Annotated in this window: 21 protein-coding genes; all 21 read left to right on the forward strand. The window is 30.7% G+C overall.

What is annotated here, in order from left to right:
- The first annotated feature begins 2 nt into the window (after nucleotides 1–2).
- The 21 genes from upp (at nucleotide 3) to dut (ending at nucleotide 24,385) form a co-directional block, all read left to right on the forward strand.
- Nucleotides 3–626: a uracil phosphoribosyltransferase gene (gene upp, locus ACY3JJ_RS04305; RefSeq protein ID WP_463092537.1), complete on the forward strand. Its 624-nt coding sequence runs from the start codon at nucleotides 3–5 to the stop codon at nucleotides 624–626.
- Between the two features lie 22 nt (nucleotides 627–648).
- The gene (gene murA, locus ACY3JJ_RS04310) at nucleotides 649–1,950 is read left to right on the forward strand and encodes a UDP-N-acetylglucosamine 1-carboxyvinyltransferase (RefSeq protein ID WP_463092583.1); all 1,302 of its coding nucleotides are present in this window, start codon (nucleotides 649–651) and stop codon (nucleotides 1,948–1,950) included.
- Complete coding sequence (locus ACY3JJ_RS04315; RefSeq protein WP_463092538.1) at nucleotides 1,913–3,361, forward strand: translocation/assembly module TamB domain-containing protein; 1,449 nt, start codon at nucleotides 1,913–1,915, stop codon at nucleotides 3,359–3,361. Before murA ends, ACY3JJ_RS04315 begins: the two co-directional genes overlap by 38 nt.
- 197 nt (nucleotides 3,362–3,558) lie before the next feature.
- Nucleotides 3,559–6,756 carry a translocation/assembly module TamB domain-containing protein gene (locus ACY3JJ_RS04320; protein ID WP_463092539.1) on the forward strand — a complete coding sequence of 1,066 codons (3,198 nt, stop codon included), beginning with the start codon at nucleotides 3,559–3,561 and terminating at the stop codon, nucleotides 6,754–6,756.
- Nucleotides 6,757–6,776: 20 nt separating this feature from the next.
- Nucleotides 6,777–9,647 (forward strand): BamA/TamA family outer membrane protein, encoded by a 2,871-nt coding sequence (locus ACY3JJ_RS04325; RefSeq protein WP_463092540.1) that lies wholly within the window; start codon nucleotides 6,777–6,779, stop codon nucleotides 9,645–9,647.
- Between the two features lie 17 nt (nucleotides 9,648–9,664).
- A complete protein-coding gene (locus tag ACY3JJ_RS04330; protein ID WP_463092541.1) occupies nucleotides 9,665–11,134 on the forward strand; it encodes a POTRA domain-containing protein in 1,470 nt (489 codons plus the stop codon).
- Nucleotides 11,135–11,147: 13 nt separating this feature from the next.
- On the forward strand, nucleotides 11,148–11,618 hold the full coding sequence (locus tag ACY3JJ_RS04335) for an OmpH/Skp family outer membrane protein (protein WP_463092542.1): 471 nt from the start codon (nucleotides 11,148–11,150) through the stop codon (nucleotides 11,616–11,618).
- A gap of 2 nt (nucleotides 11,619–11,620) precedes the next feature.
- A complete protein-coding gene (locus ACY3JJ_RS04340; protein WP_463092543.1) occupies nucleotides 11,621–12,049 on the forward strand; it encodes an OmpH/Skp family outer membrane protein in 429 nt (142 codons plus the stop codon).
- A gap of 13 nt (nucleotides 12,050–12,062) precedes the next feature.
- Nucleotides 12,063–13,055, forward strand: coding sequence for a UDP-3-O-(3-hydroxymyristoyl)glucosamine N-acyltransferase (lpxD, locus tag ACY3JJ_RS04345; protein WP_463092544.1), 993 nt, complete (start codon nucleotides 12,063–12,065; stop codon nucleotides 13,053–13,055).
- On the forward strand, nucleotides 13,048–13,851 hold the full coding sequence (gene lpxC / locus ACY3JJ_RS04350) for a UDP-3-O-acyl-N-acetylglucosamine deacetylase (RefSeq protein ID WP_463092545.1): 804 nt from the start codon (nucleotides 13,048–13,050) through the stop codon (nucleotides 13,849–13,851). Before lpxD ends, lpxC begins: the two co-directional genes overlap by 8 nt.
- A gap of 4 nt (nucleotides 13,852–13,855) precedes the next feature.
- Complete coding sequence (gene fabZ, locus ACY3JJ_RS04355; protein ID WP_463092546.1) at nucleotides 13,856–14,296, forward strand: 3-hydroxyacyl-ACP dehydratase FabZ; 441 nt, start codon at nucleotides 13,856–13,858, stop codon at nucleotides 14,294–14,296.
- Complete coding sequence (gene lpxA / locus ACY3JJ_RS04360; protein ID WP_463092547.1) at nucleotides 14,293–15,087, forward strand: acyl-ACP--UDP-N-acetylglucosamine O-acyltransferase; 795 nt, start codon at nucleotides 14,293–14,295, stop codon at nucleotides 15,085–15,087. Before fabZ ends, lpxA begins: the two co-directional genes overlap by 4 nt.
- Nucleotides 15,084–16,172, forward strand: coding sequence for a lipid-A-disaccharide synthase (gene lpxB / locus ACY3JJ_RS04365; RefSeq protein WP_463092548.1), 1,089 nt, complete (start codon nucleotides 15,084–15,086; stop codon nucleotides 16,170–16,172). The genes lpxA and lpxB overlap by 4 nt, the downstream gene beginning before the upstream one ends.
- Complete coding sequence (locus ACY3JJ_RS04370; RefSeq protein WP_463092549.1) at nucleotides 16,169–17,260, forward strand: glycosyltransferase family protein; 1,092 nt, start codon at nucleotides 16,169–16,171, stop codon at nucleotides 17,258–17,260. Before lpxB ends, ACY3JJ_RS04370 begins: the two co-directional genes overlap by 4 nt.
- Nucleotides 17,235–18,974, forward strand: a complete 1,740-nt coding sequence (locus tag ACY3JJ_RS04375; RefSeq protein ID WP_463092550.1) for an ABC transporter ATP-binding protein — start codon at nucleotides 17,235–17,237, stop codon at nucleotides 18,972–18,974. The genes ACY3JJ_RS04370 and ACY3JJ_RS04375 overlap by 26 nt, the downstream gene beginning before the upstream one ends.
- Complete coding sequence (locus tag ACY3JJ_RS04380; RefSeq protein ID WP_463092551.1) at nucleotides 18,967–19,920, forward strand: Gfo/Idh/MocA family oxidoreductase; 954 nt, start codon at nucleotides 18,967–18,969, stop codon at nucleotides 19,918–19,920. The genes ACY3JJ_RS04375 and ACY3JJ_RS04380 overlap by 8 nt, the downstream gene beginning before the upstream one ends.
- Nucleotides 19,898–20,530 (forward strand): tetratricopeptide repeat protein, encoded by a 633-nt coding sequence (locus ACY3JJ_RS04385; protein WP_463092552.1) that lies wholly within the window; start codon nucleotides 19,898–19,900, stop codon nucleotides 20,528–20,530. Before ACY3JJ_RS04380 ends, ACY3JJ_RS04385 begins: the two co-directional genes overlap by 23 nt.
- A gap of 36 nt (nucleotides 20,531–20,566) precedes the next feature.
- Nucleotides 20,567–21,286, forward strand: a complete 720-nt coding sequence (lptB, locus tag ACY3JJ_RS04390; RefSeq protein WP_463092553.1) for an LPS export ABC transporter ATP-binding protein — start codon at nucleotides 20,567–20,569, stop codon at nucleotides 21,284–21,286.
- Nucleotides 21,286–22,473 (forward strand): DUF3084 domain-containing protein, encoded by a 1,188-nt coding sequence (locus ACY3JJ_RS04395; protein ID WP_463092554.1) that lies wholly within the window; start codon nucleotides 21,286–21,288, stop codon nucleotides 22,471–22,473. Before lptB ends, ACY3JJ_RS04395 begins: the two co-directional genes overlap by 1 nt.
- Nucleotides 22,474–22,488: 15 nt before the next feature.
- Complete coding sequence (proS, locus tag ACY3JJ_RS04400; RefSeq protein WP_463092555.1) at nucleotides 22,489–23,931, forward strand: proline--tRNA ligase; 1,443 nt, start codon at nucleotides 22,489–22,491, stop codon at nucleotides 23,929–23,931.
- A 4-nt stretch (nucleotides 23,932–23,935) separates the two neighbouring features.
- Complete coding sequence (gene dut / locus ACY3JJ_RS04405) at nucleotides 23,936–24,385, forward strand: dUTP diphosphatase (RefSeq protein WP_463092556.1); 450 nt, start codon at nucleotides 23,936–23,938, stop codon at nucleotides 24,383–24,385.
- The last annotated feature ends 67 nt before the right edge of the window (nucleotides 24,386–24,452 follow it).

A 24,452-nucleotide genomic window follows, 5' to 3' on the forward strand; every position in this document is an offset into this window, starting at 1 on the left:
AAATGGTTAAATTGGTTGATCATCCTTTAGTTCAACATAAACTTACAAAATTAAGAGATAAAAATACACAGCCAAAAGAATTTAGAGAATTACTTTCAGAGATATCAAGCCTTATGCTATATGAAGTTACAAGAGATTTACCATTAAAAGAAGTTGAAGTGGAAACTCCTCTTGGTAAAGCAAAGGGAAAAGTTTTAAACAATAAAGACTTGGCGATAGTGCCTATATTGAGGGCTGGTCTTGTAATGGCTGAGGGTATGCTACAAATTCTTCCTTCAGCTAAGGTTGGTCATATAGGACTTTATAGAGATCCAAATACCCTTCAACCAGTCCAATATTATACTAAGCTACCAGAAGACATAAATGAAAGAGAAGTAATTGTAGTTGATCCAATGCTTGCTACTGGTGGATCAGCAATTGCAGCCATATCCATTTTGAAATCAAAGCAAGTTAAAAACATTAAATTTGTTTGTATAATAGCTGCTCCTGAAGGTATTAAGGCTTTTAAAGAGGTTTACCCAGATGTGGAAATTTATACTGCTGCTGTAGATGAGTATCTAAATGATCACGGATATATAGTGCCGGGGCTTGGAGATGCAGGGGACAGACTTTTTGGAACCAAATAATATTACTTTAAATAAAGCTGGAATGAGAGATAAGTTTATTATTGAAGGCAGACATAAGCTTAAAGGTGAAATAGATATATGGGGAAGTAAAAATGCTTCTCTGCCTATTATGGCTGCCTCTCTTTTAAACTCCGGAGATCTTATTTTGGATAATGTTCCACCTGTAAAAGATAACTTAACAATGGCTGAAATACTGAGATATTTAGGATTAAGCGTAGAGTTTTTAGAAGGAGATAAGGTACATATTAAAGGAGAGCCAAAGGGATATAGAGCTCCTTATGAATTAGTTTCTCGAATGAGAGCTTCTTTTGAATTGATGGGACCTCTACTTGCTTACTTTGGAGAAGCAGAGATTCCTTATCCAGGTGGGTGTAGAATTGGTTTAAGACCAGTGGATCTTCATATAAAAGGCTTTGAAAGTTTAGGAGCAGAGATAACTGTAGATAAAGGTTTTGTTTGTGCAAGAGCAAAAAAGGGGTTAAAGGGAGCCAAAATTCATCTTGATAAACCAAGCGTAGGAGCTACAAGAAATATTATGATGGCTGCTGTTTTAGCTCAAGGAGAAACTATAATAGAGAATGCAGCTTGTGAACCTGAAGTTGTAGACCTAGGAAATTTTTTAAAAAGCATGGGAGCGGAAATTGAAGGCTTAGGTACTTCCACCATACATATAAAAGGTAAGAAAGAATTACAACCCATTGATTATTATAAAATTATTCCTGATAGGATAGCAGCAGGGACCTTTATAATAGCAGGAATAATGATAGGAAAAGACTTATTAATAAAGAATATAGAACCAGAACATCTCCAAAGTTTATTTATTAAGCTTAAAGAGGCTGGCGTAAATTCTTTGCAAATAAGGGATAGAGAGGTAAGGGTTAAAGGTGAAAAGGTTTGGAAAGGAATAGAGGTAACTACTATGCCTTATCCTGGTTTTCCTACAGATCTTCAACCTCAAATGATGGTATTTTTAAGCCTTGCTCAGGGTACAAGTTTGATAGTTGAGACTGTTTTTGAAAATAGATTCTTACACGTAGGAGAATTGTTGAGATTAGGTGCTAAAATAAGTATAGATGGAAGAACAGCTTTGATACAGGGAGTTGAAAAATTGAAAGGAGCACCTGTAGAGGCTACAGATCTAAGAGCAGGTGCTGCCTTAGTACTTGCAGGTTTAGTGGCAGAAGGAGTTACAGAGGTATTAGATGTGGATGAACATATAGATAGAGGATATGTGGCTTTAGAAGAAAAGCTTTCTGCATTAGGAGCAAATGTTAAGAGAGTGAGTTATGAAGAAGGCAAAAAAGTTTCTGATCTTAGTCTTTAGTATAGTTTTTATATTAATAGGAATTATATACGTAACATCACCATTATGGGTAAGGTATGTCGTAGTTTATGTATTGAATAGAAATTTTGGAGAAACTTTTAAGGTGGAAGATGTAAGGTATATCTTTCCAAATGAGATACAGATTGCAAAGTTAGAGCTTGGAAATTTTGCATCATTTACCAATGTAAGCCTTTCAGTGGGAGATGCTATAAAGCTTTCTCCTATTACTTTAGAACTTATAAAACCCAAAATAATAATAATACATGATGAAAAAGGGGAATGGAAGTTTCCTGAAATTCCTGGTATTGGAAAATCTGGAACATCTTCTCAAAATATCAATATTGAGATTAAGGGAAGAATAAAAGATGGAATTTTTGTAATCAGGGATTTGAAGCTTAAGAAAGATATAGAGATAAATAAGGTAAATGGAGATTTATCTTATAAAAATCAAGTCATAAATTATAATGTAGCTACAATCTTGGTTGGTGGACAAAACATAAAAGCCTATGGATATTATAATTTTACCAAATCATCGGGAGATTTAACTTTTGAGTTTAAAAATGCTAATGCTACAATATGGGCTCCTATATTTCTACCTGATATGTTTAAGGTTGAAGAGGGAACTTTTTCAGGATGGTTTAATACAAAAGGGGAAAAAGATAAATGGAGTTACAGTGGGGAAATAGATACAAAAGAGGTAAAAGGAAGCATATCTGGTATTCCAGGAATAATAGAGAATGTATGTATGAAGGTAAAAATAAATAATGAAAATATATCAGTTGTGCAAGGAAATGGGGTTTGGTTTGAAGCTTCTGCAAATTTCAGTGGGAAAGTAGCACCAGATCCTGATGTCCAAGTATCTTTTAAGGACCTTAATGTAGAGAAAATAGATAAAGAGTTCTTTAATAATTCCCTCAAATTTAAGGGAAAGGGAAAAGGAAATTTAATTATTAAGAATTCATGGGATAAACCCTGGATTTCAGGAGAGGTGTATATTAAAGACGGAACTATTTATGATATCAAGTTTGATAATATAGCCTTAAATCTGGATGCTAAGATACCTGGGCTTTTAGTCTCTTTTACTGGTGATTTGGAAATTGGTAAGGCATCAGGAAATATGAATTATGATCTTGAGAAGAATTCTGGCAAATTTTACTTAAGTGGTGAAAACATAAGGTTAGAAAAGATATCCAAGTTATTTAACCTACCAGATATAGAAGGAAAAGGTTCTTTAGTTGTGAAAGGGAATAAAGAGGCTAGTAAAGGATGGAAGGTTTTTGTTGATGGAGTAATAGAGAATGGAAAAATGGGAGATTATTCTGCTGAAAAAATTATCTTTTCTTTGGAAAATGAGGAAGGAAGTTTAAATTTTGATTTATTGAGAAATTCAGTTTTTTTTTTAAAAAGCTAAGGTTAGAGTTTTTTAGTATATCCGCAGGGATATATATTAAAAAAGGAGTATTAGGTATAAACAAAACTACTACGGAAGATTTTAATATTAATGGTAAATTACTTACTGATGATTTTGGATATGTTTGGGTAAGCGGTAAATATGATCCTAAAAATCTATTAGGATACATTTCTCTCCTTTCATCAAATATTGAAATATTGAAAATTAAATCCTCAATTCATCAATTATCCAACTTAGATATTGATGGAGATCTGTTGATAAGGATTAAGATCTCAGGTAATATTTTAAAGAATCCCTATTTTGATATATCTCTCTATGGAAAAGATCTTATTATCAAAAACTTTCCATTGAGAAGAGTCAGCATAAATCTAAAGGGTCATGATTTAAAGAATCTAAGCCTGTCCTTAAGTGGAAAATATAATAATAGTTTATTTTTAGGAAAGGGAAAGTTAAATATTTTAAATATGAATGGGGAAGTGGAAGGAAGATTATCTTTTAGAGAGGAGTTTAGTTTTAATAGTTTATTTTATTTTAAAGGAGATTTTTCTTCTTGGAAGTTGAAATTTTATACAAAAATAGGAAGTCTAAAATATAAAGATTTTGAAATTAAGGTTTCTAATTTTGATTTGAATTTAGATAGTAGTGGAAGTGTTGATGGTTATTTTTTGAGTGTGGATAAAGATTGCTTTTTGAATGCAAAAATAGAAGGAGATTTTAACAATTGGAAGATTTCATTTTGGGGCGAAAATATTGATTTTTTGGGTGGTAAGGTTAAAAAATTGAAATTAACCATGGATAATAAGTTTTCAGGAGAATTTTATTCAGAGCTTGATAATATAGGTAGTTTGGAAGGTAATTTTGTTTTTTCTTTAGAAAAAGGAAATATACTACTTGAAAATCTTTTAATTAATAAAAATAAACTTGGATATATACATGGGAGCTTTAGGGATAACAAATTTAATATAGATGGGCAAATTCTTGAGGGATCAATAAAAGGTTATTATGATATTTCAGGTGATGGGAACATAGATTTTAATGATATTAAGTTGCTGGATTTTGAGCTTTCAGGAAATGTATTAATAAAAGAGAAAAAGATATTCTTTAAAATTCCTAAATTAGATTTTTACGGCATGAATATAGAAGATATAAAAGCAACATTAGATCTTTCAAATTCTAAAGAGATAAAAGATATCAGCTTTATTGGACCATATTCTTTAGAAGGAGTTGGAAAGTTTTCTTTTGATGGTGTAAATCTAAAAGGAGAGATTTTTATATATAGAGAGAGAAATGAATTTGTTAGGCTTAGTGTAGAGATTGAAAAGGATAATATGAAATTAAATGGGGATATTCTTGGAGGAAAGTTAGCTGGTAATGTGAATTTGAAAGAAAAAGAGGTTAAAATTCTCTGTGAGAATTTAGATCTTTCTTCTCTTAATGATTATTTAGGAAAAATTGATCAATTAGAAATAGATTTTGCTAATGGAGGGATTAATTTCTCTGGGGTTTCTAAGACTTTTAGCATTCGAAATATAAACTTAAATAATGTTGTATTTAAAGGAGCTTACAAAGATCTTTTGGAATACCAGATTGTTTTTGATTATTCATCAGTTAATTTAAAAATTGATGGGGCATTTGATTTCAAAGAAAATAATGATTTTAATCTTTATATTAATTCTAAGATTTCTCTCTTAAATTCATCTTTTATTGGAAAAGTCAACAAGGATCTTGATTATATTAATCTCAAAATAGATAAGCATAATGTTTTTCAACTAGAAGATCTCATCGCTAATATTTCTTTAAAAGAAGGAGAAGTATTTTTGAGGGGTTATTTAGAAGAATCTGGAAAAATTGAAGGGAACATAGATTTTTCTGGAAATGGATTTTGGTCTTTCGAAAATATTAATCTTAGTTTTTTGAGAAATATGAATATAGATTTTGTAGGTGGACTATTATCTGGTGATATGGAGATAAAGAATTTTCAAGTGAATAATGTAAAATTAGATGCCAAAGATGTAGTTATCTCTGGATTTATTCCCTTTAATATATCCATGAATATTTGTAACATCAAGGATAGATATTTATTGAGAGGAACGATCTCAAAATTGTCAAAAGATAATGGTGAAATTAAAGGAGAATTTTCTTTGAATGACTTTACATTTAACATATCATTACCTGATATTTTCTTTGTTAATTCGTTATTACCGAAAGGAATTTTAAAAAGCGGAGATATAACTAAGGGAGAATTAAGGGTCAGTATAAAGGGTAATAAGGACCTTCAAAGTATTGAAGGTGATATTAAATGGAAAGATCCGATTGTGGTTAATTATATGGAAGAAAAGTTCAAGTATGCAAGTTTTGATATTATTGCAAAAATTGGTGAGGTTATATTAAATAATTTAAATTTAGTTGGGGACAATAATAATCTTATTTTAAAAGGTAAAATTTATCCAAATATAATGATAAAATCTGATTTTTCAGAAATTTGTTTTAGCATACCTGATATGGCAAAGGGCTATTTATCTGGGGATTTAATGCTTTATCAGAAAAAAGATAGATATATTCTTAGTGGAAATTGCACGGTTTTTAATACCCATATTAAATATCCGCAGTTAAATACACAGACTCCTAATATTTCTCTTCCATTAGATTTTGATCTTAAAATATCCTTTAAGGATAATGTTATGTTTTATGAAAATGAGTTTTTATATCTGTCGATTAATGGGGATCTTACAGTAAGAGGTAATAATGCAAAGCCAATTTTGGAGGGAAAGTTATCCTTTAATAGTGGAAATATTAATGTTTTAGGTAATTCTTTTATTGTGAATAATGGATATATTAAGTTTCCTGGCTTAAGTTTTGAAGAGAATATTTGGGAAATTTCTGCTAGTACTATCATACAGGGATATATCATATATTTGAAAGGTTATAGTTTTATGGGAAATAATTCTTTTGTGTTTTCTTCAGATCCCCCTCTTACCTTTAGAGAAATTTTATTTCTTCTTGTAGGACAAAAAAATCTTCCTATAGCACAATCAGAAACCTGGACTCTTTCGAGTATTATAGAAAGCATTCCTTTAGGAGTAGAAGGAGTTATAAGTTCTGCTTTTGGAAATTTTATTTTAAATCCTATTGTTTCAGAGATATCTAATATTTTTAATCTTGATAGTTTAAAAGTAGATTATGAAATACAAGGTTTATTACCAATATGGAAAAGCTTAACTCTTGAAAAGAGAATTTGGGATAGATTATATTTCACATTAAGTTATTCTTTAGGGGGAGATAGGATGTGGAGTGGTGAATTTAGCTATAAATTAAGTAATGATTTGAAGTTTAAGCTTTATACTTCTCAGGGAAAACAATTCAATTTTAATATGGAATATTCTACAAAGTTTTAAGAAGGGAAGGTGAATTAGCTTTGAAAAAGATAGTATTTTTATCCTTATTCTTCTTTTTAATATTTTTCTCTGTATTAGTATTCGCTCAGACAGAATATAAATTAATAGATATTATAGTAAAGGGCAATACAAAAATAAGCACCCAAGAGATATTAAAGATAGCAGGAATAGGGAAGAATATGTATATCTCTGAAGATAAACTGAGTGCGATAAAAGAAAAATTGGAGGATTCTTCTTATTTCATTTCTGTTATGTTAAATAAGATCTCCCAGAAGGATGGAATTATTCTTGAAATAAATGTGGTAGAATCACCCTTTCTTATATTTGTGAATGGAATAAGATTTCAAGGTTTACAGAAACTAACTTTAAAAGATATTCAAGATTCAGTTATTCTTCCTTATATAGGATGGACTACTGATCAGCTTATCTGGGAGCAGAGAAGAAAATTCATGTCTAAAGGTTATTTTTCTGATATTAATATTACACAAGAAAAAATAGATTCTGGAGTGATTTTGACTTTTTATTTTAAAGAAAATCCAGTTTTAGATAGCATTCAAACAAACGGACTAAATAGAATATCTAAGGAGAGAGTGTTGGAATTATTAGGGTTAAAAGAAGGCATGCTTATATCGGAAGAGGCAATTTTAGAGAAGAAAGAAGTGTTAATGTATAGTGATTTATTTTCTGAAGTAGATTTTAAAATTGAAAAGAAGGATAATAGGTTATCTCTTAGTATAAATCTAAAAGAGAATCCGTTATTATCTAAAATCTCGATTTCTGGTCTAAATAAATTAGAGATGAAAGATTTAATGCAAGTAATAGGATTTAAGGGAGATATAAAAGGAAATTCTATATTTTTAAATACAGAGGTTTTTCTGTCTCAAGGGCTTTTAGACAATCTAAGATCTAGATTAGAGGATGCAGGATATTTTAAAGAAATAGCTTTTAAAACAATTAATCTTGGAAACAATGCTGCTGGATTAGATATTGACTTAAAGGAAAATCCATGGATAGTTTTGATCGATGTAAAGGGTTTAAAAAATGTGTCCAAGGATAAGTTTTTTAATATAATTAAAAAAACTTCAAAGGATTTCTTATCTGAGAAATATATTGAAGAAAGAAAAAATCTCTTAATAAATTCTGGTTATTTTTCATATGTAGATATAAAATATGTGGTGTCACCTAATAATATGGCTTATGTGACTTTTATAGTAAGGGAAAATCCTATCTTAGAGAATATTAGTTATAAAGGACTTTCTAAAGTTGCAGAATCTGAGGTTGACAAGTATAGAATAATAGATAAAGGGGATTTTATTACGCAAGATAAGATTGATGAACAAGTTTCTAAATTTAAAGAATTAGGTTATTTTGAAGATGTAGATGTAGAATCCATAACCAATGAAGATAAGATATCTCTTACTTTTATTTTTAAGGAAAATCCTATAGTTAGAAAGATAAGTTTTGTAGGATTAACGGGAGTAGCAATTGATTACTTAAAGACCATCTTGTTAACGAAAGAAGATAAACCTTTTAATCCTGATTTTGTAAAAAAGGATATAATTAATATTCAAAATTTCCTCCAACAAAAAGGGTATGTTTTCACAGTTCTTCAATCCTTCTCTTTTAATGAAGATGGTGAATTGATATTTACCTTTAAGGAGTATAAAGTAGAAGACATTGGAGTAGAAATTGTTCCTGCTACAGAAACTTCGGTATTAGGATTTTTAGCTGTACTAAGAAGACCGACAGATAAGAATGTGATTAAGAGGGAAATTTCATTAAAGGTTGGAGAACCTGTTAATTGGGAAAAGATAAAAAGGGATCTTCAAAATATATATAATGTGGGAATATTTGAAGACGTATCTGTTAGGTTCGAACAGGGAAGTTCAGAGGAAATGGTAAAGGTTATTTATGTTTCAAAAGAAAAACTTTCCGGATCTTTTAATTTTGGTGGTGGGTATGCAACGGATGTAGGTATATATGGTTTTGTGGAGTATAAAGAAGGCAATTTATTTGGGAAAGCTAAAAGTTTAAGTTTACAATTATCATTAACAGGTTTAGGAAAGATCAATTATCAGTTAAGTTTCAGTGATCCTTGGTTTTTAGGAGGGAGAAATTCTTTTCAATTGGATATTTATGACAAAAAAACAACTATTTCAGGATTAACAACATCTACCGTTGAAAAGACTGGGGGTGCTTTTTCATTCTCCTATCCTTTGGGTAGACTTTGGAGCCTTTCTTTTGGTTTTAAATATGAAGAGATTACTTATTTGGATAACTCTAATCCTAAGAGTAGTGTAGGGAGTTTTAAGATAGGATTAATAAGAGATTCTAGAGATTTTTATTTAAATCCTACACAAGGAAATAGACAATATGTAAACTTAGAATTTGCTGGTGGTGGAAGTGATGCTAACTTTATCAAATATGTAGGAGATTTTCAGTGGCATATACCTCTCACTAATAGAGAGTCCACCTTAACTATTATAGAGCAGAAAAATAGACAAGTTTTATCATTTAGATTAGGATTAGGATATGGGGAGGGTAATATACCAACTACTGAACTCTTTACCTTAGGTGGCTCAAGTTCTATCAGAGGATTTTATGATAATGAATTTAAAGGAGATACATTTGCTCTTTTTAATGTCCAGTATAGAATTCCTCTTGGGAATGGAATTTATGGAGTTTTCTTTTTAGATACAGGAAGTACATGGTATTCAAAAGATATTTCCTCCTTATCTGATATTAAACTTTATACTGGCGTAGGACTTGGTTTAAGGTATGAAACTATAATTATTCCAATAAGATTTGATTTTGGATATAATTTTGGTAATGATCCAATGGATCCTAATACTAAGTGGAGAATTCATTTTAGTTTTGGAGACATATTTTAATGAATGGAGGGATCTCTTTGAAAAGGATAATAATATTTTCTTTATTTCTTTTAATTACTTTAAACCTTACCTTTGCTGATGAAAATTATTTTATTCAGGGAATATCTATAATAGGTTTGAAAAATGTTTCTTACGATACGGTTCAGAATATGTTAAATATTAAAGTGTTAAATTTTTATAATGGAAATTATATAGAAGATCAACTAAATAAGTTAAAGGAAAGTGGTTATTTTAAATCTGTCTCTTATGATCTTAAAAAATTAGATAGTGGTTATGAACTGATCATAAAGGTGGAAGAATTTCCTGTTGTTGCTGACATAATATTTCCAGATATAAAGCTTATAACAATTAATGCTATTCAGAAAGTTATTTATAGTGGCAAAGGCAAATTTTTTATTGAGGATAAAGTTAAAGAGGATTGCAAAAAGATTGAGGATCTTTATAGAAAGAAGGGTTTTGTTTTAGAAATTTCTCCTCAATATATTTTTAAAGATGGAATTCTTTCATTTATTTGGAAAGAAGCTCCTATTATAGGTAGTATTGAAATAATAAGCGGTAATCAATGGGAAAAGAAGGTTATTGAAGAGAATTTGAATCTTTCAATAGGAGATCCTCTTGATCTAAAGAAAATAGATGAACTTAATCAGAAACTTTTGAAAAAGAATATAAGGATAAAAATAATACCAGAATGGGCTTTTGAAGGAGGTTATACAATTTTATATCTTAATGTTGAATATCTATCACCAAGAATAGTTTCTTTGATTTATGAAAAAAATGAGAGAGTAAATTTATGTTTTAGCTACTATTTGAATAATTATGGCAATTTAGAGTTAAACATTTCTAACAATATGCGAGGATCTTTTGGCTACCTTATTTCTTGGCAACGGGAGTTTTTAAAAGTTTATTTTGGAGATAATTATTGGGGATTGAGTATTAATAAAACTCTTTCCAGTAGTAATAATATAGTAGGTGAAATTGGTTTTAAAAATAATCCGAATCTTGATGATAAAGTATTGAGTTTTGATATAACTCAAGATACAACTTTAGAAGAGGATGGTGTTTATAAATCTGGAAGCTATTTTAATTTTGGCATAGATTTTCATGGAGGAGGCTCTAATTATAATTATTCTTTAGCCTCATTATCAGGTAAGTATTTTATAAGATACGGAGAGGGTCTTAATGAACGTATATTAGGTTTTATGGGGGATATAAGATATCCTTTTGGAGATTCACCAGAGGATGGATCTTTGTATTTAAAGATTACTTATGCATTTCCCTTAAACAAATGGATATATTTAACTCTATCTGTGGGAGGTGATAGCTGTTTTAATCCAAGAGATTTAGTGTCTGCAAGTGATATTAGAATTAATCCATTTTTTGGTGTGGAGTTTTCAGTTACTCAAAAATCCTTATTCTATGCCTTTGGATTAGAGAGTGATCTTGTATCTTTAAGAAATTTTTATATCAAATCAAAATTAGAATTTTAGGAGGTAAGGAAAAATGAAAAAATATGGTCTGTTCATAGTATTTTTACTAATTGCAATCTCATTCATCTTTGTTGGTATTAAAATTGTTGGAGCACAGACTCAGACTTCTCTGAAAATAGCATATATTGATGAAGATAAACTTTTAAGAAGTTATCCTCCTTTTATGAATGCCTATAATAAATATCAACAAGAATATCAAGATAGGCTTAATAAGCTTAATGAAGCTCAGAAGGCTGGAAAATCTCAGGATGAAATAAAGAAACTATCGGCCCAATATGATGCGGAACTTCAACCTTATAAGCAAGCAGTGGAAAAAGTGTTAGATAGCTTAAAAAAGACTCTTGATAAAATATTCTCTGATCTTGCTAAAAAAGAGGGATACATAGCAGTTCTTACAAAGAATGTACAAGGTCAGGAGATTGTAATTTGGGGCGGAGTAGATATTACAGATAAAGTTATAAATATTCTATCTTCTGGTAAATAGACATGAAAAAAAGGCTATTGAAGATAATTTTATCTGTATACATTATATTTGTTTCATCTTTCTCTATTATTTCTTCTCAACAGAGTATTAATATAGGATATATAGATTATTCAAAGGTATTTCTTGATTTCAGATATACTAAGAGTGTTCAAACTGTAATACAGAAAAGACAGTCTGAAATTGAGAAATTGGTAGTAGATGCCAAGAAAAGTGGAAAAACTGATAAGGAGATTAATGAATTAAGGGCTAAAGAAGAGAAAAAATTAGGAGAATATGTAGAGAAAGCAAGACAAGATATAAAAAATAAAATTTTAAAAGAAGTTGAAAATATAGCAAAGATCAAGAAGCTTTCTGTGGTTATCGAAAAGAAGATAAGAATATGGGGTGGGATTGATATTACTGATGATGTTTTAAAAAATTTGAATAAATAAAGGGTGAATAAAGATGCATCTTAGTGAAATAGCAAAGATAATTAATGGAGTGTTAGTTGGGGAAGATGTATATATAGAAAAGATCTCTGAATGGGATAAAGCAGGAGATAATGATCTTATATTTGTATTTGATTTGGATGATATAAAAGTAGCTGAAAAAACAGGGGCGAAAGCAATGGTGATTCCATATGGTGGGTCTTCTTCTAAGCCACATATAAGGGTTGAGAATCCTAAACTTGCAATGGCAGAATTATTAAAGTATTTTGATTGGCGGGTATATCCTAAAGATATTCATCCTACAGTTATTATGGGCAAAGGGATTCAATTAGGAGAGGATGTGGGAATAGCACCATATACTGTTATAGGAGATAATGTAAAGATTGGCAAAGGATCAAAGATATTTTCAGGAGTAGTAATAGGAAATAATGTGGAAATAGGTGAGAATTGTATCATATATCCAAGAGTAACTATTTATGACCATTGCTATATTGGAGATAGAGTTATAATTCATTCAGGATGTAGTATTGGAATAGATGGTTTTGGATATGTATGGAATGGAGAAGAGCATTACAAAATCCCTCATATTGGTAAGGTGGTTATAGAGGATGGAGTAGAAATAGGAGGAAACACGGTTATTGAAAGAGCCACTTTGGGAGAAACACGCATAGGTAAAGGTACTAAAATAGGATCATTGATAATCATAGGACATAATGTAAGAATAGGAGAGAATTGCGTTATAGTAAGTCAGAGTGGTATAGCTGGAAGTAGTAAATTAGGAAATAATGTAATCATGGCGGGTCAAAGCGGTGTTTCTGATCATGTTAAAGTAGGCAATAACGTAACCATCCTTGCTAAGAGTGGTGTGATTAAAGACATACCTGATAACATGATAGTTTCTGGATTTCCCGCCAGACCTCATAGGGAAGAGATGAGAGTACAAGCTATTATGAGAAGACTTCCTGAGATTTGGGAAGAAATAAAGAAGTTGAGGGATAAACTTGGTTAGACAAAGAACAATAAAAGAATCTGTCAAGGTAGAAGGTAAAGGCCTACATACTGGTTGTTATACTAAAATGTATTTACATTCTGCCCCAGAAAATACAGGTGTTTTGTTTATTAAGAATAAAGTAAAAATTCCAGCCAATTATAAGTTTGTAGTAGAAACTTCACGTAGGGTTGTTTTAGAAAAAGATGGCGAAAAGATTTCTACTGTTGAACATTTTTTGTCTTCATTATATTACCTTGGAATTTCTAACTTATATGTGGAAGTTGATGGAGACGAAGTGCCAATTTTAGATGGCAGTGCTTTTTATTGGGTAGAAATTCTTGAGGATTTAGTAAAAGATCAGGATGATTTAATAGATGAATTGACGATTGAGAAACCATATTCTTTTAGGGTTAAAAATGCTGAAATTCTCTTTTTTCCCTCAAGCAGATTTCAAGTACTTTGTGCTATCTCTTTTCCTAATTCCTTTTTAAGATGGCAAACATTTTATTTAAAAGATCTTAAAGATTATAAAACTGAAATTGCTCCAGCAAGAACTTTCGGGTTTTATTATGAGGTAGAGGAGCTTGTTAAAAAAGGACTCATAAGTGGTGCTGATCTTAACAATGCACTTCTTGTGGGAGAAGGTAGATATGTTAATGAACCTCGCTTCAAAGATGAGCCAGTAAGGCATAAAATTCTTGATTTAATAGGTGATATGTCCCTTTCAGGTAAAAGATTAAAATTAAAAATTATATCTATTGGATCAGGACACTCGCTACATATGAAAGCTATGTCATATCTACTTAGGGGGTGATGATGTGAATAATATTGATATTACTAAAATTCTTCCTCATCGTTTCCCTTTTCTTCTTGTTGATAGAGTATTAGATTTTAAAGAAGGGGAATGGTTAAAAGCAATAAAAAATGTTACGTATAATGACTATTTTTTTGTAGGACATTTTCCTGAAAGACCTATTATGCCGGGAGTATTAATAATTGAAGCTATGGCACAGTCTGCAGGTATATTTTTATTTCTAAGCTATGGAAAAGATAAAAGTGATAAAGAATATATAGCGTATTTAGCAGGGGTGAATAACGTTAAATTTAGAAAACCAGTAATTCCGGGTGATCAAATAGTTTTAGAAGTAAAACTAAAGCAAACAGTAAGGAATATATATAAGTTTGATGCAATTTGTAAAGTAGATGATAATATTGTGGCAGACGGAGAAATTACTATTGCATTAGGAGGAAAAGAATGAAGGATGTATCAATACATCCTACTGCTATAATCAGTGGTAAGGCTGAAATAGGTATAAATGTAGAGATTGGTCCTTTTACTGTAATTGAGGATGGGGTAAGAATTGGAGATTATACAAAAATTGAAAACAATGTTCATATTAAAAGAGGAACCATTATAGGTAGTGGTTGTCATATACATACAGGAAGTGTTTTAGGTGATATTCCTCAAGATTTGAGTTTCAAAGGAGAAGAAAGTTTTCTTATAATAGGAAATAATGTAACAATAAGAGAATATTGTGTATTTCATAGGGCATCTGGTAAAGGTAATGCTACAATCATAGGTGATAATTGTTATTTAATGGCATATGTTCATGTGGCTCACAATGTTAAGATTGGAAGAGATGTTATAATAGCCAATGCCACACAACTTGCTGGATATGTAGAAATTGGAGACAAGGCATTTATAAGTGGTCTTGTAGGGATTCACCAGTTCGTAAGGATAGGTAGTTATGCAATGGTTGGAGCATTATCTAAGTTGGTTAAAGATATTCCTCCCTTTTCTTTATGTGATGGTAATCCGGCTCTAATATATGGTATTAATGTGGTAGGTCTAAGAAGAAATGGTTTTTCGAGTGATAGGATTAGAATAATTAGAAAACTCTTTCATATATTATATGATAAAGGTTTATCTTTTGAGAAAAGATTAGAGGCAATATCTAAAATAGAATATGAAGAGGCTAAAATGTTGTTTGATTTTGTTAAAGGCTCGAAAAGAGGAATTGCTGATGCATCTTGGAGGAATGAAGAATGAAAATATTCTTTTCAGCATTAGAAGTTTCTGCTGATTTACATGGATCAAAGCTTATAAATGCGCTAAAACAAAAACAAAAAAATATATATTTTTTTGGTCTTGGCGGAGAAAGAATGAAGGAAGAAGGCTTAGATGTAAGATGGGACCTAACAAGATATAGTACTGTTGGTTTTGTTGAGCCTTTACCTTATATTCCAAAGTTATTAAAAATACAGCAAGAAGCCAAAAATTTATTAAGAGAGGCAAGACCTGATCTTGCTATATTTATTGATGCTCAAGGTTTTAACCTCCCATTAGCAAAATATGCGAAAAGTTTAGGTATAATAACTGTATATTATTTTGCTCCACAATATTGGCTATGGGGAAAGAAAGAAGAAGCTAAAGAAGTTCTTTCAAATTTGGATTGGATAATTGCTACTTTTCCTCAAGAGTATTCTTTATATAAATCATTTGGAGATAATGTGGTTTTTTTTGGACATCCTCTTATAGATTATCTTTCAGTTTATTCAAATATAGACAAAAAAAATGATCTTATAGGACTTTTCCCAGGAAGTAGAGTACAGGAAATTAAAAAACTTACTCCTATTTTTTTAGAGATAGCTGAGAAATTGCCAGGATATAAATTTGTTATTCCTTTAGCAAGTCAAAATTTTTCTAATTTATTATATTCTATCATTAAAGGGAAGGAGAATTTGGTGAAAGTTGTGTCAGGAAATGAAAGCCAAAAGATCTTAAGGGCATCTGTTATAAGCCTTGTAGCCTCTGGTACAGTAACTTTAGAGGCTGCCATTCTCAAGACACCTGTTTTTGTATTTTATAAGATCTCTCCATTGACTTATTTTATTGCTAAAAGACTTGTTCATTATCCTTATATTGCTTTGCCCAATATTATTTTAGAAAAACGTATATTTCCTGAGTATGTGCAGTATATAGATATAAACAAGGTTGTTAAGGATATAGATGATTTTTTGAGAGATAGCGATAGAAGAGAAAAAATGTTAAAAGATCTTGATAGAATCTCTGAAATAATTGGAAAACCTGGGGTTTTAGATAAAATTTCTGATTTTATATTAAATCTTTTATGAAAATTTATTTCATAGCTAATGGGCCTGGAGAAATAGCAGGCTGGCTCTATCCATTGGTACAGTGGATAAGGGAGTATGAGCCTTTTTGGAGTAAAAATTTGTCATATTATTTAATATTAAATCCTTGTCAATTTGCATCAGGAGAAGAAGAAAGAGTTGTAAGAACATGGGAATTTTTTGAAGATATAATCTTACCAAATGAATATTGGAAGCTTTTTAAAGTTAAAGAAAGTAACACAATAATCTTCCATATAGGAGGAGATTTATTTTTTAATTTGGCTCTTGCCAAAAGGTGGAAAAGTAAATCTTTAGCATACTTGGAGAAAGATTTTTATTGGGAAAGATTTTATAATAGGATCTATGCATCTGAAGTATTGAAATATAAAAAGGCAGTAGTAGTTGGAGATTTAAGATTTGATTTTCTTCCCAATAATGGGTTTTCTAACAATAATAAAATTGCTTTATTTCCGGGGAGTAGGACCTATGGGTTGAGATTTTATTTGCCATTTTATTTCATGTTAGCAAGAGAAATTTTAAAAGATTTTCCAGATCTTAACTTCACCTTATTTTTCTCTCCCTTTTTAAATCCATTAGAAAGTGGAAAAATATTAGAGAAACTGCAACCTCTTTGGAAAGATTTACCTATGGAGTTTAGAGATCTAAAGGATATGAGAGATGTGAATGGTTATTTTCTTGCTATTACACTTCCTGGTACCAATACTTTGCAACTTGCATATATGAAGATTCCTATGTTAGTAATATTGCCTCTTCATAGACCAGAATATCTTCCTCTTGAAGGGATTGGTAATTTGTTTAAGGGAAGAATACGAGATTTTATTATAAAAGCCTACTTAAATAGAAATCCATATTTAGCCTTGCCCAATAAGCTATATCCTGGAATACTACCTGAAGTAGTAGGTAAATTTTTGTTTAAGGATGTGTTAAAATTTTTAAGAGGATTAATTGTTGAAAGGGAGATAATCTTAAATATACATAATGAGTTAAAAGAAAAGTTTAATAAGAATTATCTATCGTCCGAGTTGATCTGGAAGGATTTTTATCATGAAGTACTTGAAAAGGCTATTTGAATTTTTAAAACCATATGCAATTTATTTTATAATAGGTTTTTTCTGTATTATAGTTGGTAATGGTGCTCAATTATATGCACCAAAATTCTTAGGAGAACTTTTGGATCAGCTTTCTCATATTAGAGATTTAAATGTTTTAAATAGATTAGCCTTTATAATTATTCTTCTTCTTTTTACAAGAAGTATTTTTTTGTATGGTCAGATTTATATTTTTTCTTTTATTGGTCATAGATTAGTAGCAGATTTAAGAGAAAAATTATTCGAGAAGATTCAATATCTCTCTTTAGATTATTTAAATAGATGGGGAAGTAGTGATCTTATAGCTCGTACTCTTCAAGATACTCAATTGATACAAACTTCTTTTTTATCAGGCATAGCAGATCTTTTTTATGCTAAAGTCCTTTTATCAGGGGTACTTGTTATAATATTCATCACAGATTGGCAACTTGCTCTTGCAACTCTTATTGTTATTCCTCTTTTTGTTTTTTCTATATCTGGTATAGGTAGGGAAATACAAAAATGGTCCATGTCTGTACAAAAAAAGGTAGCAGATTTAACAAAACTTATACAGGAGAGTATAAAAGGAGCAAGAATAGTAAGAGGCTTTTCTCAAGAAGAAAAAGAAATTGAAAGATTTAAGAAAGAAAACGAGAAAAACTTTTTTAGAAATTTGAAAATTGCAAGACTTACAGCATTGCAAATTCCTCTTGCTAGCTTTTTAAGTGCTTTAGCACTTGTTTTTATCCTTTGGTTAGGTACAAGAAAGATAGCAAGAGGAGAGATAACAATGGGATCCTTTGTAGCTTTTCTTACTTATGTGGGTATGGCTTTGGATCCTACTCAAACTATTCTTAAAGTGTTTTCAGGACTTAGGCAAACCTATGCAGCTTTAGAAAGAATTTTTGAGATTTTGGATAAAGGTAAAGAAGTAGAAGAGGTTAAAAATCCAATAGTTCTACCTCCAATAAAAGGTTTTGTAGAATTTAAAAATGTATATTTTACATATGACGGAAGGAGTTGGGTTTTAAAGAATATAAATCTTAAAGTTAATCCTGGAGAAAAAATTGCTATTGTAGGAAGTAGTGGTGCAGGAAAAAGTTCTCTGGTAAATATTATTCCAAGGTTTATAGATCCCGCTCAAGGAGAAGTAAGAATTGATGGGTACAATATAAAAGAAGTGAGTTTAAAATCTTTAAGATCTCAAATAGGTTTCGTTCCACAAGAGACTATTATTTTTTATGGTACAGTAAAGGATAATATAAGTTATGGAAACCCAAATGTAACTTTAGATGAAATTATAGAGGCTGCTAAAATTGCAAGGGCTCATGATTTTATTATGAATCTACCAGATGGATACGATACTGTAATTGGAGAAGGTGGGGTAGGTATTTCGGGAGGACAGGCACAAAGAATTGCTATTGCAAGAGTTGTTCTTTTAAAGCCAAGATTAATAATTCTTGATGAAGCCACCTCAGCATTAGATTCAGAATCAGAAGCCTATGTACAGGAAGCTTTAAAAGATCTTATGGAGGGAAAAACTGCTTTTATTGTAGCTCATCGCTTATCTACTATAAGAAAAGCTGATAGAATAATTGTATTAGAAAATGGAGAAATAGTAGAAGAGGGTACTCATGAAGATCTCTTGAAGAAGGGTGGAATTTATGCAAGAATAATAAAATGGCAACTTGAGGAGAGTAATATAGGAGATGAATAAGGTAAAGATAGGAGTTGTTGGAGTAGGGTATTTAGGGCAACATCATGTAAGAATTTTTAGTGAGATTCCTAAAGTAGAAATTGTAGGAATTGCAGATTTGAATTTGCAAAGAGCAAAAGAGATTGCTTCTATTTATAATATACATTTTGTAACTTCTGATTATAGAGATTTACTTGATAGGGTTGATGCTGTTAGTATTGTTACTCCTACTAATACTCATTTTCAGATAGCAAAAGATTTTTTGCTTAGAGGTATTCATACTTTTATAGAGAAACCTGTAACTCAAACTTTAAAAGAAGCGGAAACTCTTTTAGAGATTGCTAGTGGGAAAAATCTTATTTTACAGGTAGGTCATATAGAAAGATTTAATCCTGCTGTTCAAGAATTAAAAAGATATATAAATGATCCTTTTTACATGGAGATAAAAAGATCTGGTCCTTTTGACGGTAGGATAACTGATGTAGGGGTTGTAATGGATCTTATGATTCATGATTTGGATATACTTTTTTATGTATTAGGTAAGGGTAGAAAAATATTAGACATAAAAGGATATGGTTATTCTTTTTATACTTCTTATGAAGATTTTGCAAATGTAGAACTTGTTTTTGAGGGAAATCTTCTTGTAAATCTGATTGCCAGTAGGGTAACTCCTAAAAAGATTAGAAGATTAGATATTTATGAGAAGAATGGGGATTTAATAAGCATAGATTATATGGAACAAAGCATATCTATAATTCATGGGAATAGAAAACAAGTTGAAACATCCATAGAGACTCCAGTTTTAGAGAAAGAGGAACCTTTGAGATTAGAGCTTGAACATTTTGTAAGTTGTATTCTTGAGGGATCGGATCCTGAAGTTACCCTGGAAGATGGAAAATTAGCTTTAGCCCTTGCTACTGAAATTTTAAAGGAGCTGAGAGTTTTTGATATTAAGAAAGGTACTTAAAATTTTTTACTTATCTATAATCTTTCTTATCTTTTTTATTATTCTATCATTATCTTCTGATGATCTAAAATATTTAAAAACTCAATTTGAACAGCAATTAAAAAAAGAGCCTCGAAATTCTAAAGTTCTTTTTAATCTTATGGTAGTATATGGAGCTTTAGGAGATTTAGAGAATCTTTATAATACATATAATTTGCTTATTGCTACTGATCCTAACTTTCTTAAAAACCTAAAAAAAGATATAAAGGAAGAAGATAGTAGTATATTCAATCTATATAAATTAGCATTTTTGTATTATTTCTTAGAAGATTATGATAAATCTATCTTTTATTTTGAAAGGTTGTATGATTTAAAGCCTAACGATGATTGGGTAATAGCTTTTCTTGCATATTTGTACTATTTAAAAGATAATTTAAATAAGACAAAAGAATTAATAGATAAAGGATTAAAATTAAATAAAGATAATGAGGTTTTTCACGCTCTTTTATGTGCCTTATATTTAAAAGAAAATAGATATTTTTCGGCTCTTAAGGAATACTTTACGACTTTGAGTATTGTTCAAAGGAAAGGATATAAAAACATATTTGAAATTTTAAAAAATTTGAGATAAATTGACATATTGTTAAAATTTTCTTAACATTAAATTATGGCACTTGAGACCATAGGTATATATAAATACTACGGAAAAAGATGCGTAGTTAAAAATGTCTCAATATGTGTAACCCCTGGGAGTGTAGTTGGGCTTTTAGGACCAAATGGGGCAGGAAAAACTACTACATTTTATACTATAATGGGGGAAGTAACTGCTAATCAGGGTAAGATTTTACTTGATGGCGAGGATATTACACATTTATCTATGCCCCAAAGAGCAAGAAAAGGTATTGGTTATCTTGCCCAAGATCCTACGATATTTAGAAAACTTTCAGTAGAAGACAATATAAAATTGGTATTAGAATTAACAAAGTTAACTCCAAAAGAGCAAAAAAAGAGATTAGAAGAATTAATAGAAGAATTTCAATTACAGAAAGTTAGGAGAAATTTAGGGTATACACTCTCTGGAGGAGAGAGAAGAAGGGTTGAAATAGCTAGGGTTTTAGCCCTTTCTCCTAAGTATATACTTTTAGATGAACCTTTTGCAGGGGTTGATCCTATTACTGTTCAAAATTTACAAGAAACTATTTCTTATTTAAGGAAAAAGGGGTTGGGTATATTAATTACTGATCATAATGTTAGAGATACATTGGCTATAACAGATTATGCATATATAATATTTTCTGGAGAAGTTCTTATCTCCGGTACTCCAGAAGAGATAGTTAATAGTGATATGGCAAAAAGATTTTTCTTGGGAGAGAGGTTTAATCTTTAATGTCTGGATTTTTTTTAATAATTATATTGATTCTTGCAAGTGGTTTGATTGCGTATGCAGGAGATTATGTAGGTAGAAAAGCAGGAAAAAAGAAACTTTCTCTCTTTGGACTTAGGCCTAAATATACTTCTCGTATAATCAGTATTTTGACTGGCATTTTAATTATGATTTTCTCTCTTGTTGTGCTTTCTGTTATTTCTGAAAATGTTCGAGTAGCTTTATTTGGGATGGAAAAATTAAAGAGACAGATATATTCTTTAGAAAATTTGATTAAGTCAAAGGAAAAAGAATATACAGAGATTTTAAAGAGGTATGAGGAAGTTAAAAAAGGTAGAGATAAGGCTCTAAAAGATTTGGAGGAATATAAAAGGAAAATTCATATTTTGGAAATGGAAAGAGAAAAATTACTTAAAGAACTTAATAAATTGTCTATGGATAAAGAGAGATTAAAGAAAGAAAATGAGAGACTTCAAAGGTCTATATACGAAGTCTCTAAAAAAATTGCCACATTATCTAAGGAAAAAGAGTCCTTGGAGAAAGATAAGAAATATTTACTTGATGAATTGCAATTTTTGAATTCTACTATAGCCAGTCTACGTACAGAAGGAATTATATTTAAGAGAGGAGAATTGATCCTTAATTATATTATTAGAAGTAAAATAGGTTATGATATACAAAAAGAGGCAAAAGCACTACTTTCTTTAATTGAAAGTATAGCAAGAGAAAGAGGAGCAGGAAATGAAGAAAAAGGATACGTATGGGTGCCAGAAGCGGAATGGAATAAACTTTTGGAAGCAATGAAAACTACAGAGGAAAAATTGGTAAGGGTACATTCTCTAGCAAATATATTTGAGGGTGAACCAGTTATTGTATATTTCCAAATTTTTCCTTATAAATTAGTATATAAGGCAGGAGAGGTAATATTACTAAAAGTTATTGATGGTAGTGAAAGTTTAGATAAAATTGAAGCAAGACTATTAGATGTTCTATCAGAGGTTAATAAAATAGCTCAACAAAAAGGAATACTTCCTGATCCATTATCAAATACTGTTGGTGAAATATCTTTTGAGGAATTTTATGATACTGCTTATAAAATTAAAGAGAGGGGTAAAAAGGTTATCCTAAAAGTGATAGTTGAAGAGGATACTTATAACAGTGGTCCTTTAAAAATAAGATTTGAGATATAGGAGGTAGTGATTTTTATGGAAAAGAAATTTGTAGAAGCATTAACATCTCAAAAAGATGATTTTTCAAAATGGTATACCGAAGTGGTATTAAAGGCAGGACTTGTGGATTACTCTCCTGTTAAAGGTTGTATGGTAATAAAACCTTATGGATATGCTATATGGGAAAATATACAGAAGATTTTAGATGAGAAGATTAAAGCAACAGGTCATGAAAATGCATATTTCCCTCTTTTTATACCAAAGAGCTTCTTGGAAAAAGAGGCAGAACATGTGGAGGGTTTTTCACCTCAAGTTGCTTGGGTTACAAAGGGGGGAGATGAGGATCTTTTTGAACCTCTTGCTGTGAGACCTACCTCAGAATCAATCATCTGTAGCATGTATGCTAAATGGATTCAGTCATGGAGAGATTTACCAGTACTGATAAATCAATGGGCTAATGTTGTTAGATGGGAAAAAGAAACAAGACCCTTTTTAAGAACCACTGAATTTTTATGGCAGGAAGGTCATACCGCTCACAGAACCCTTGAAGAAGCAGAAGAAGAAGCATTAAAAATGCTTTTTGTGTATAAAGATTTTGTTGAGAATGATTTAGCTATTCCAGTAATTGCTGGTAAAAAAACGGAGAATGAAAAATTTGCTGGTGCTTTACACACATATTCTATAGAGGTTCTTTTAGCGGATGGAAGGGCCCTTCAAGCTGGTACATCTCATAATTTAGGTCAACATTTTGCTAAGGCATTTGATATTATGTTTCAAGATGTGGATGGAGAGAGAAAATATGTTTGGCAAACCAGCTGGGGAGTGTCTACAAGGCTTATTGGAGCTTTAATAATGACTCATGGTGATGATTATGGCCTTGTATTACCTCCTAGGGTTGCACCTTATCAAATAGTGATTATACCGATATGGAAAAATGATGCTGAAAGGGAAAAAGTCTACAATTATGTAGATGAAATATATAATATCTTGAAGAAATACTTTAGAGTAAAGGTAGATAAGGATGAGGAACATACTCCTGGTTGGAAGTTTAATGAATATGAACTTAAAGGTGTTCCAGTAAGATTAGAAGTAGGCCCAAAGGAAGTAGATAAGCAAGAAATATTTGTGGCAAGAAGAGATTTAAGATTGAAAATGTCGTATAAAAAAGAAAATATGGTGGAAGAGCTAAGTAATCTTTTAGATGATATTCAAAAAACTCTTTTCCAAAAGGCTTTAAAATTTAGAGAAGAAAATTTTCATAATGTAAGAGACTTTAATACATTTAAAGAAATTATGGATACAAAAAGGGGGTTTGTTAAAGCAAGTTGGTGTGGAGACGGAGAATGTGAGTTAAAGATAAAAGAATTAACTGGAGCAACGATAAGAAATTTACCTCTTGATTGGAAAGAGGAAGAAGGAAAATGTATTCTTTGTGGAAAGGAAACAAAGATTAAAGCCTTATTTGCAAAGGCATATTAGAGATATGAAGGTTAAAGTACTTATAGAAAGAATAGATAAAGAACTATCACTTCCTTTTTATGCTACATCTGGATCTGCTGCTTTAGATCTGTATTCTCGCGTTGATTTTGTACTTCCCCCCTTTAATGAGATAGGTGGAGGAATTATAATTCCTACAGGAATAAAAATTGCCCTTCCTGAAGGATATTTGGCATTGGTCTTGCCTAGGAGTGGACTTTCGGCAAAGGAAGGTATAACAATCTTAAACACTCCAGGACTTATTGATAGTGACTATAGAGGAGAAATTTTAGTTAATCTTGTCAATTTTTCACAAAGGCCATTTTACGGTAAAAAAGGTATGAGAATAGCTCAACTTCTTGTTCTTCATTATCCGAGGGTAGAATGGGAAGAAGTGGAAAGCCTTCCTTTAACGGAAAGAGGAGAAGGGGGGCTGGGAAGTACTGGGATTTTATAAAATGTAATTTTCTTTTATGTGATATATAATTTAAAATTGGAAGTTTTTAAAACAAAAATAAGTAAGG

Source organism: Dictyoglomus sp. DH, assembly GCF_055181375.1.

Coding starts and splice junctions, on each gene's coding strand:
- ACY3JJ_RS04380 (WP_463092551.1), top strand. CDS start 18,967: ATGAATAAGGTAAAGATAGGAGTTGTTGGAGTAGGGTATTTAGGGCAA.
- ACY3JJ_RS04315 (WP_463092538.1), top strand. CDS start 1,913: ATGAAGAAGGCAAAAAAGTTTCTGATCTTAGTCTTTAGTATAGTTTTT.
- ACY3JJ_RS04340 (WP_463092543.1), top strand. CDS start 11,621: ATGAAAAAAAGGCTATTGAAGATAATTTTATCTGTATACATTATATTT.
- lpxA (WP_463092547.1), top strand. CDS start 14,293: ATGAAGGATGTATCAATACATCCTACTGCTATAATCAGTGGTAAGGCT.
- dut (WP_463092556.1), top strand. CDS start 23,936: ATGAAGGTTAAAGTACTTATAGAAAGAATAGATAAAGAACTATCACTT.
- lpxD (WP_463092544.1), top strand. CDS start 12,063: ATGCATCTTAGTGAAATAGCAAAGATAATTAATGGAGTGTTAGTTGGG.
- ACY3JJ_RS04370 (WP_463092549.1), top strand. CDS start 16,169: ATGAAAATTTATTTCATAGCTAATGGGCCTGGAGAAATAGCAGGCTGG.
- lptB (WP_463092553.1), top strand. CDS start 20,567: ATGGCACTTGAGACCATAGGTATATATAAATACTACGGAAAAAGATGC.
- ACY3JJ_RS04375 (WP_463092550.1), top strand. CDS start 17,235: ATGAAGTACTTGAAAAGGCTATTTGAATTTTTAAAACCATATGCAATT.
- lpxB (WP_463092548.1), top strand. CDS start 15,084: ATGAAAATATTCTTTTCAGCATTAGAAGTTTCTGCTGATTTACATGGA.
- ACY3JJ_RS04335 (WP_463092542.1), top strand. CDS start 11,148: ATGAAAAAATATGGTCTGTTCATAGTATTTTTACTAATTGCAATCTCA.
- upp (WP_463092537.1), top strand. CDS start 3: ATGGTTAAATTGGTTGATCATCCTTTAGTTCAACATAAACTTACAAAA.
- murA (WP_463092583.1), top strand. CDS start 649: ATGAGAGATAAGTTTATTATTGAAGGCAGACATAAGCTTAAAGGTGAA.
- ACY3JJ_RS04395 (WP_463092554.1), top strand. CDS start 21,286: ATGTCTGGATTTTTTTTAATAATTATATTGATTCTTGCAAGTGGTTTG.
- proS (WP_463092555.1), top strand. CDS start 22,489: ATGGAAAAGAAATTTGTAGAAGCATTAACATCTCAAAAAGATGATTTT.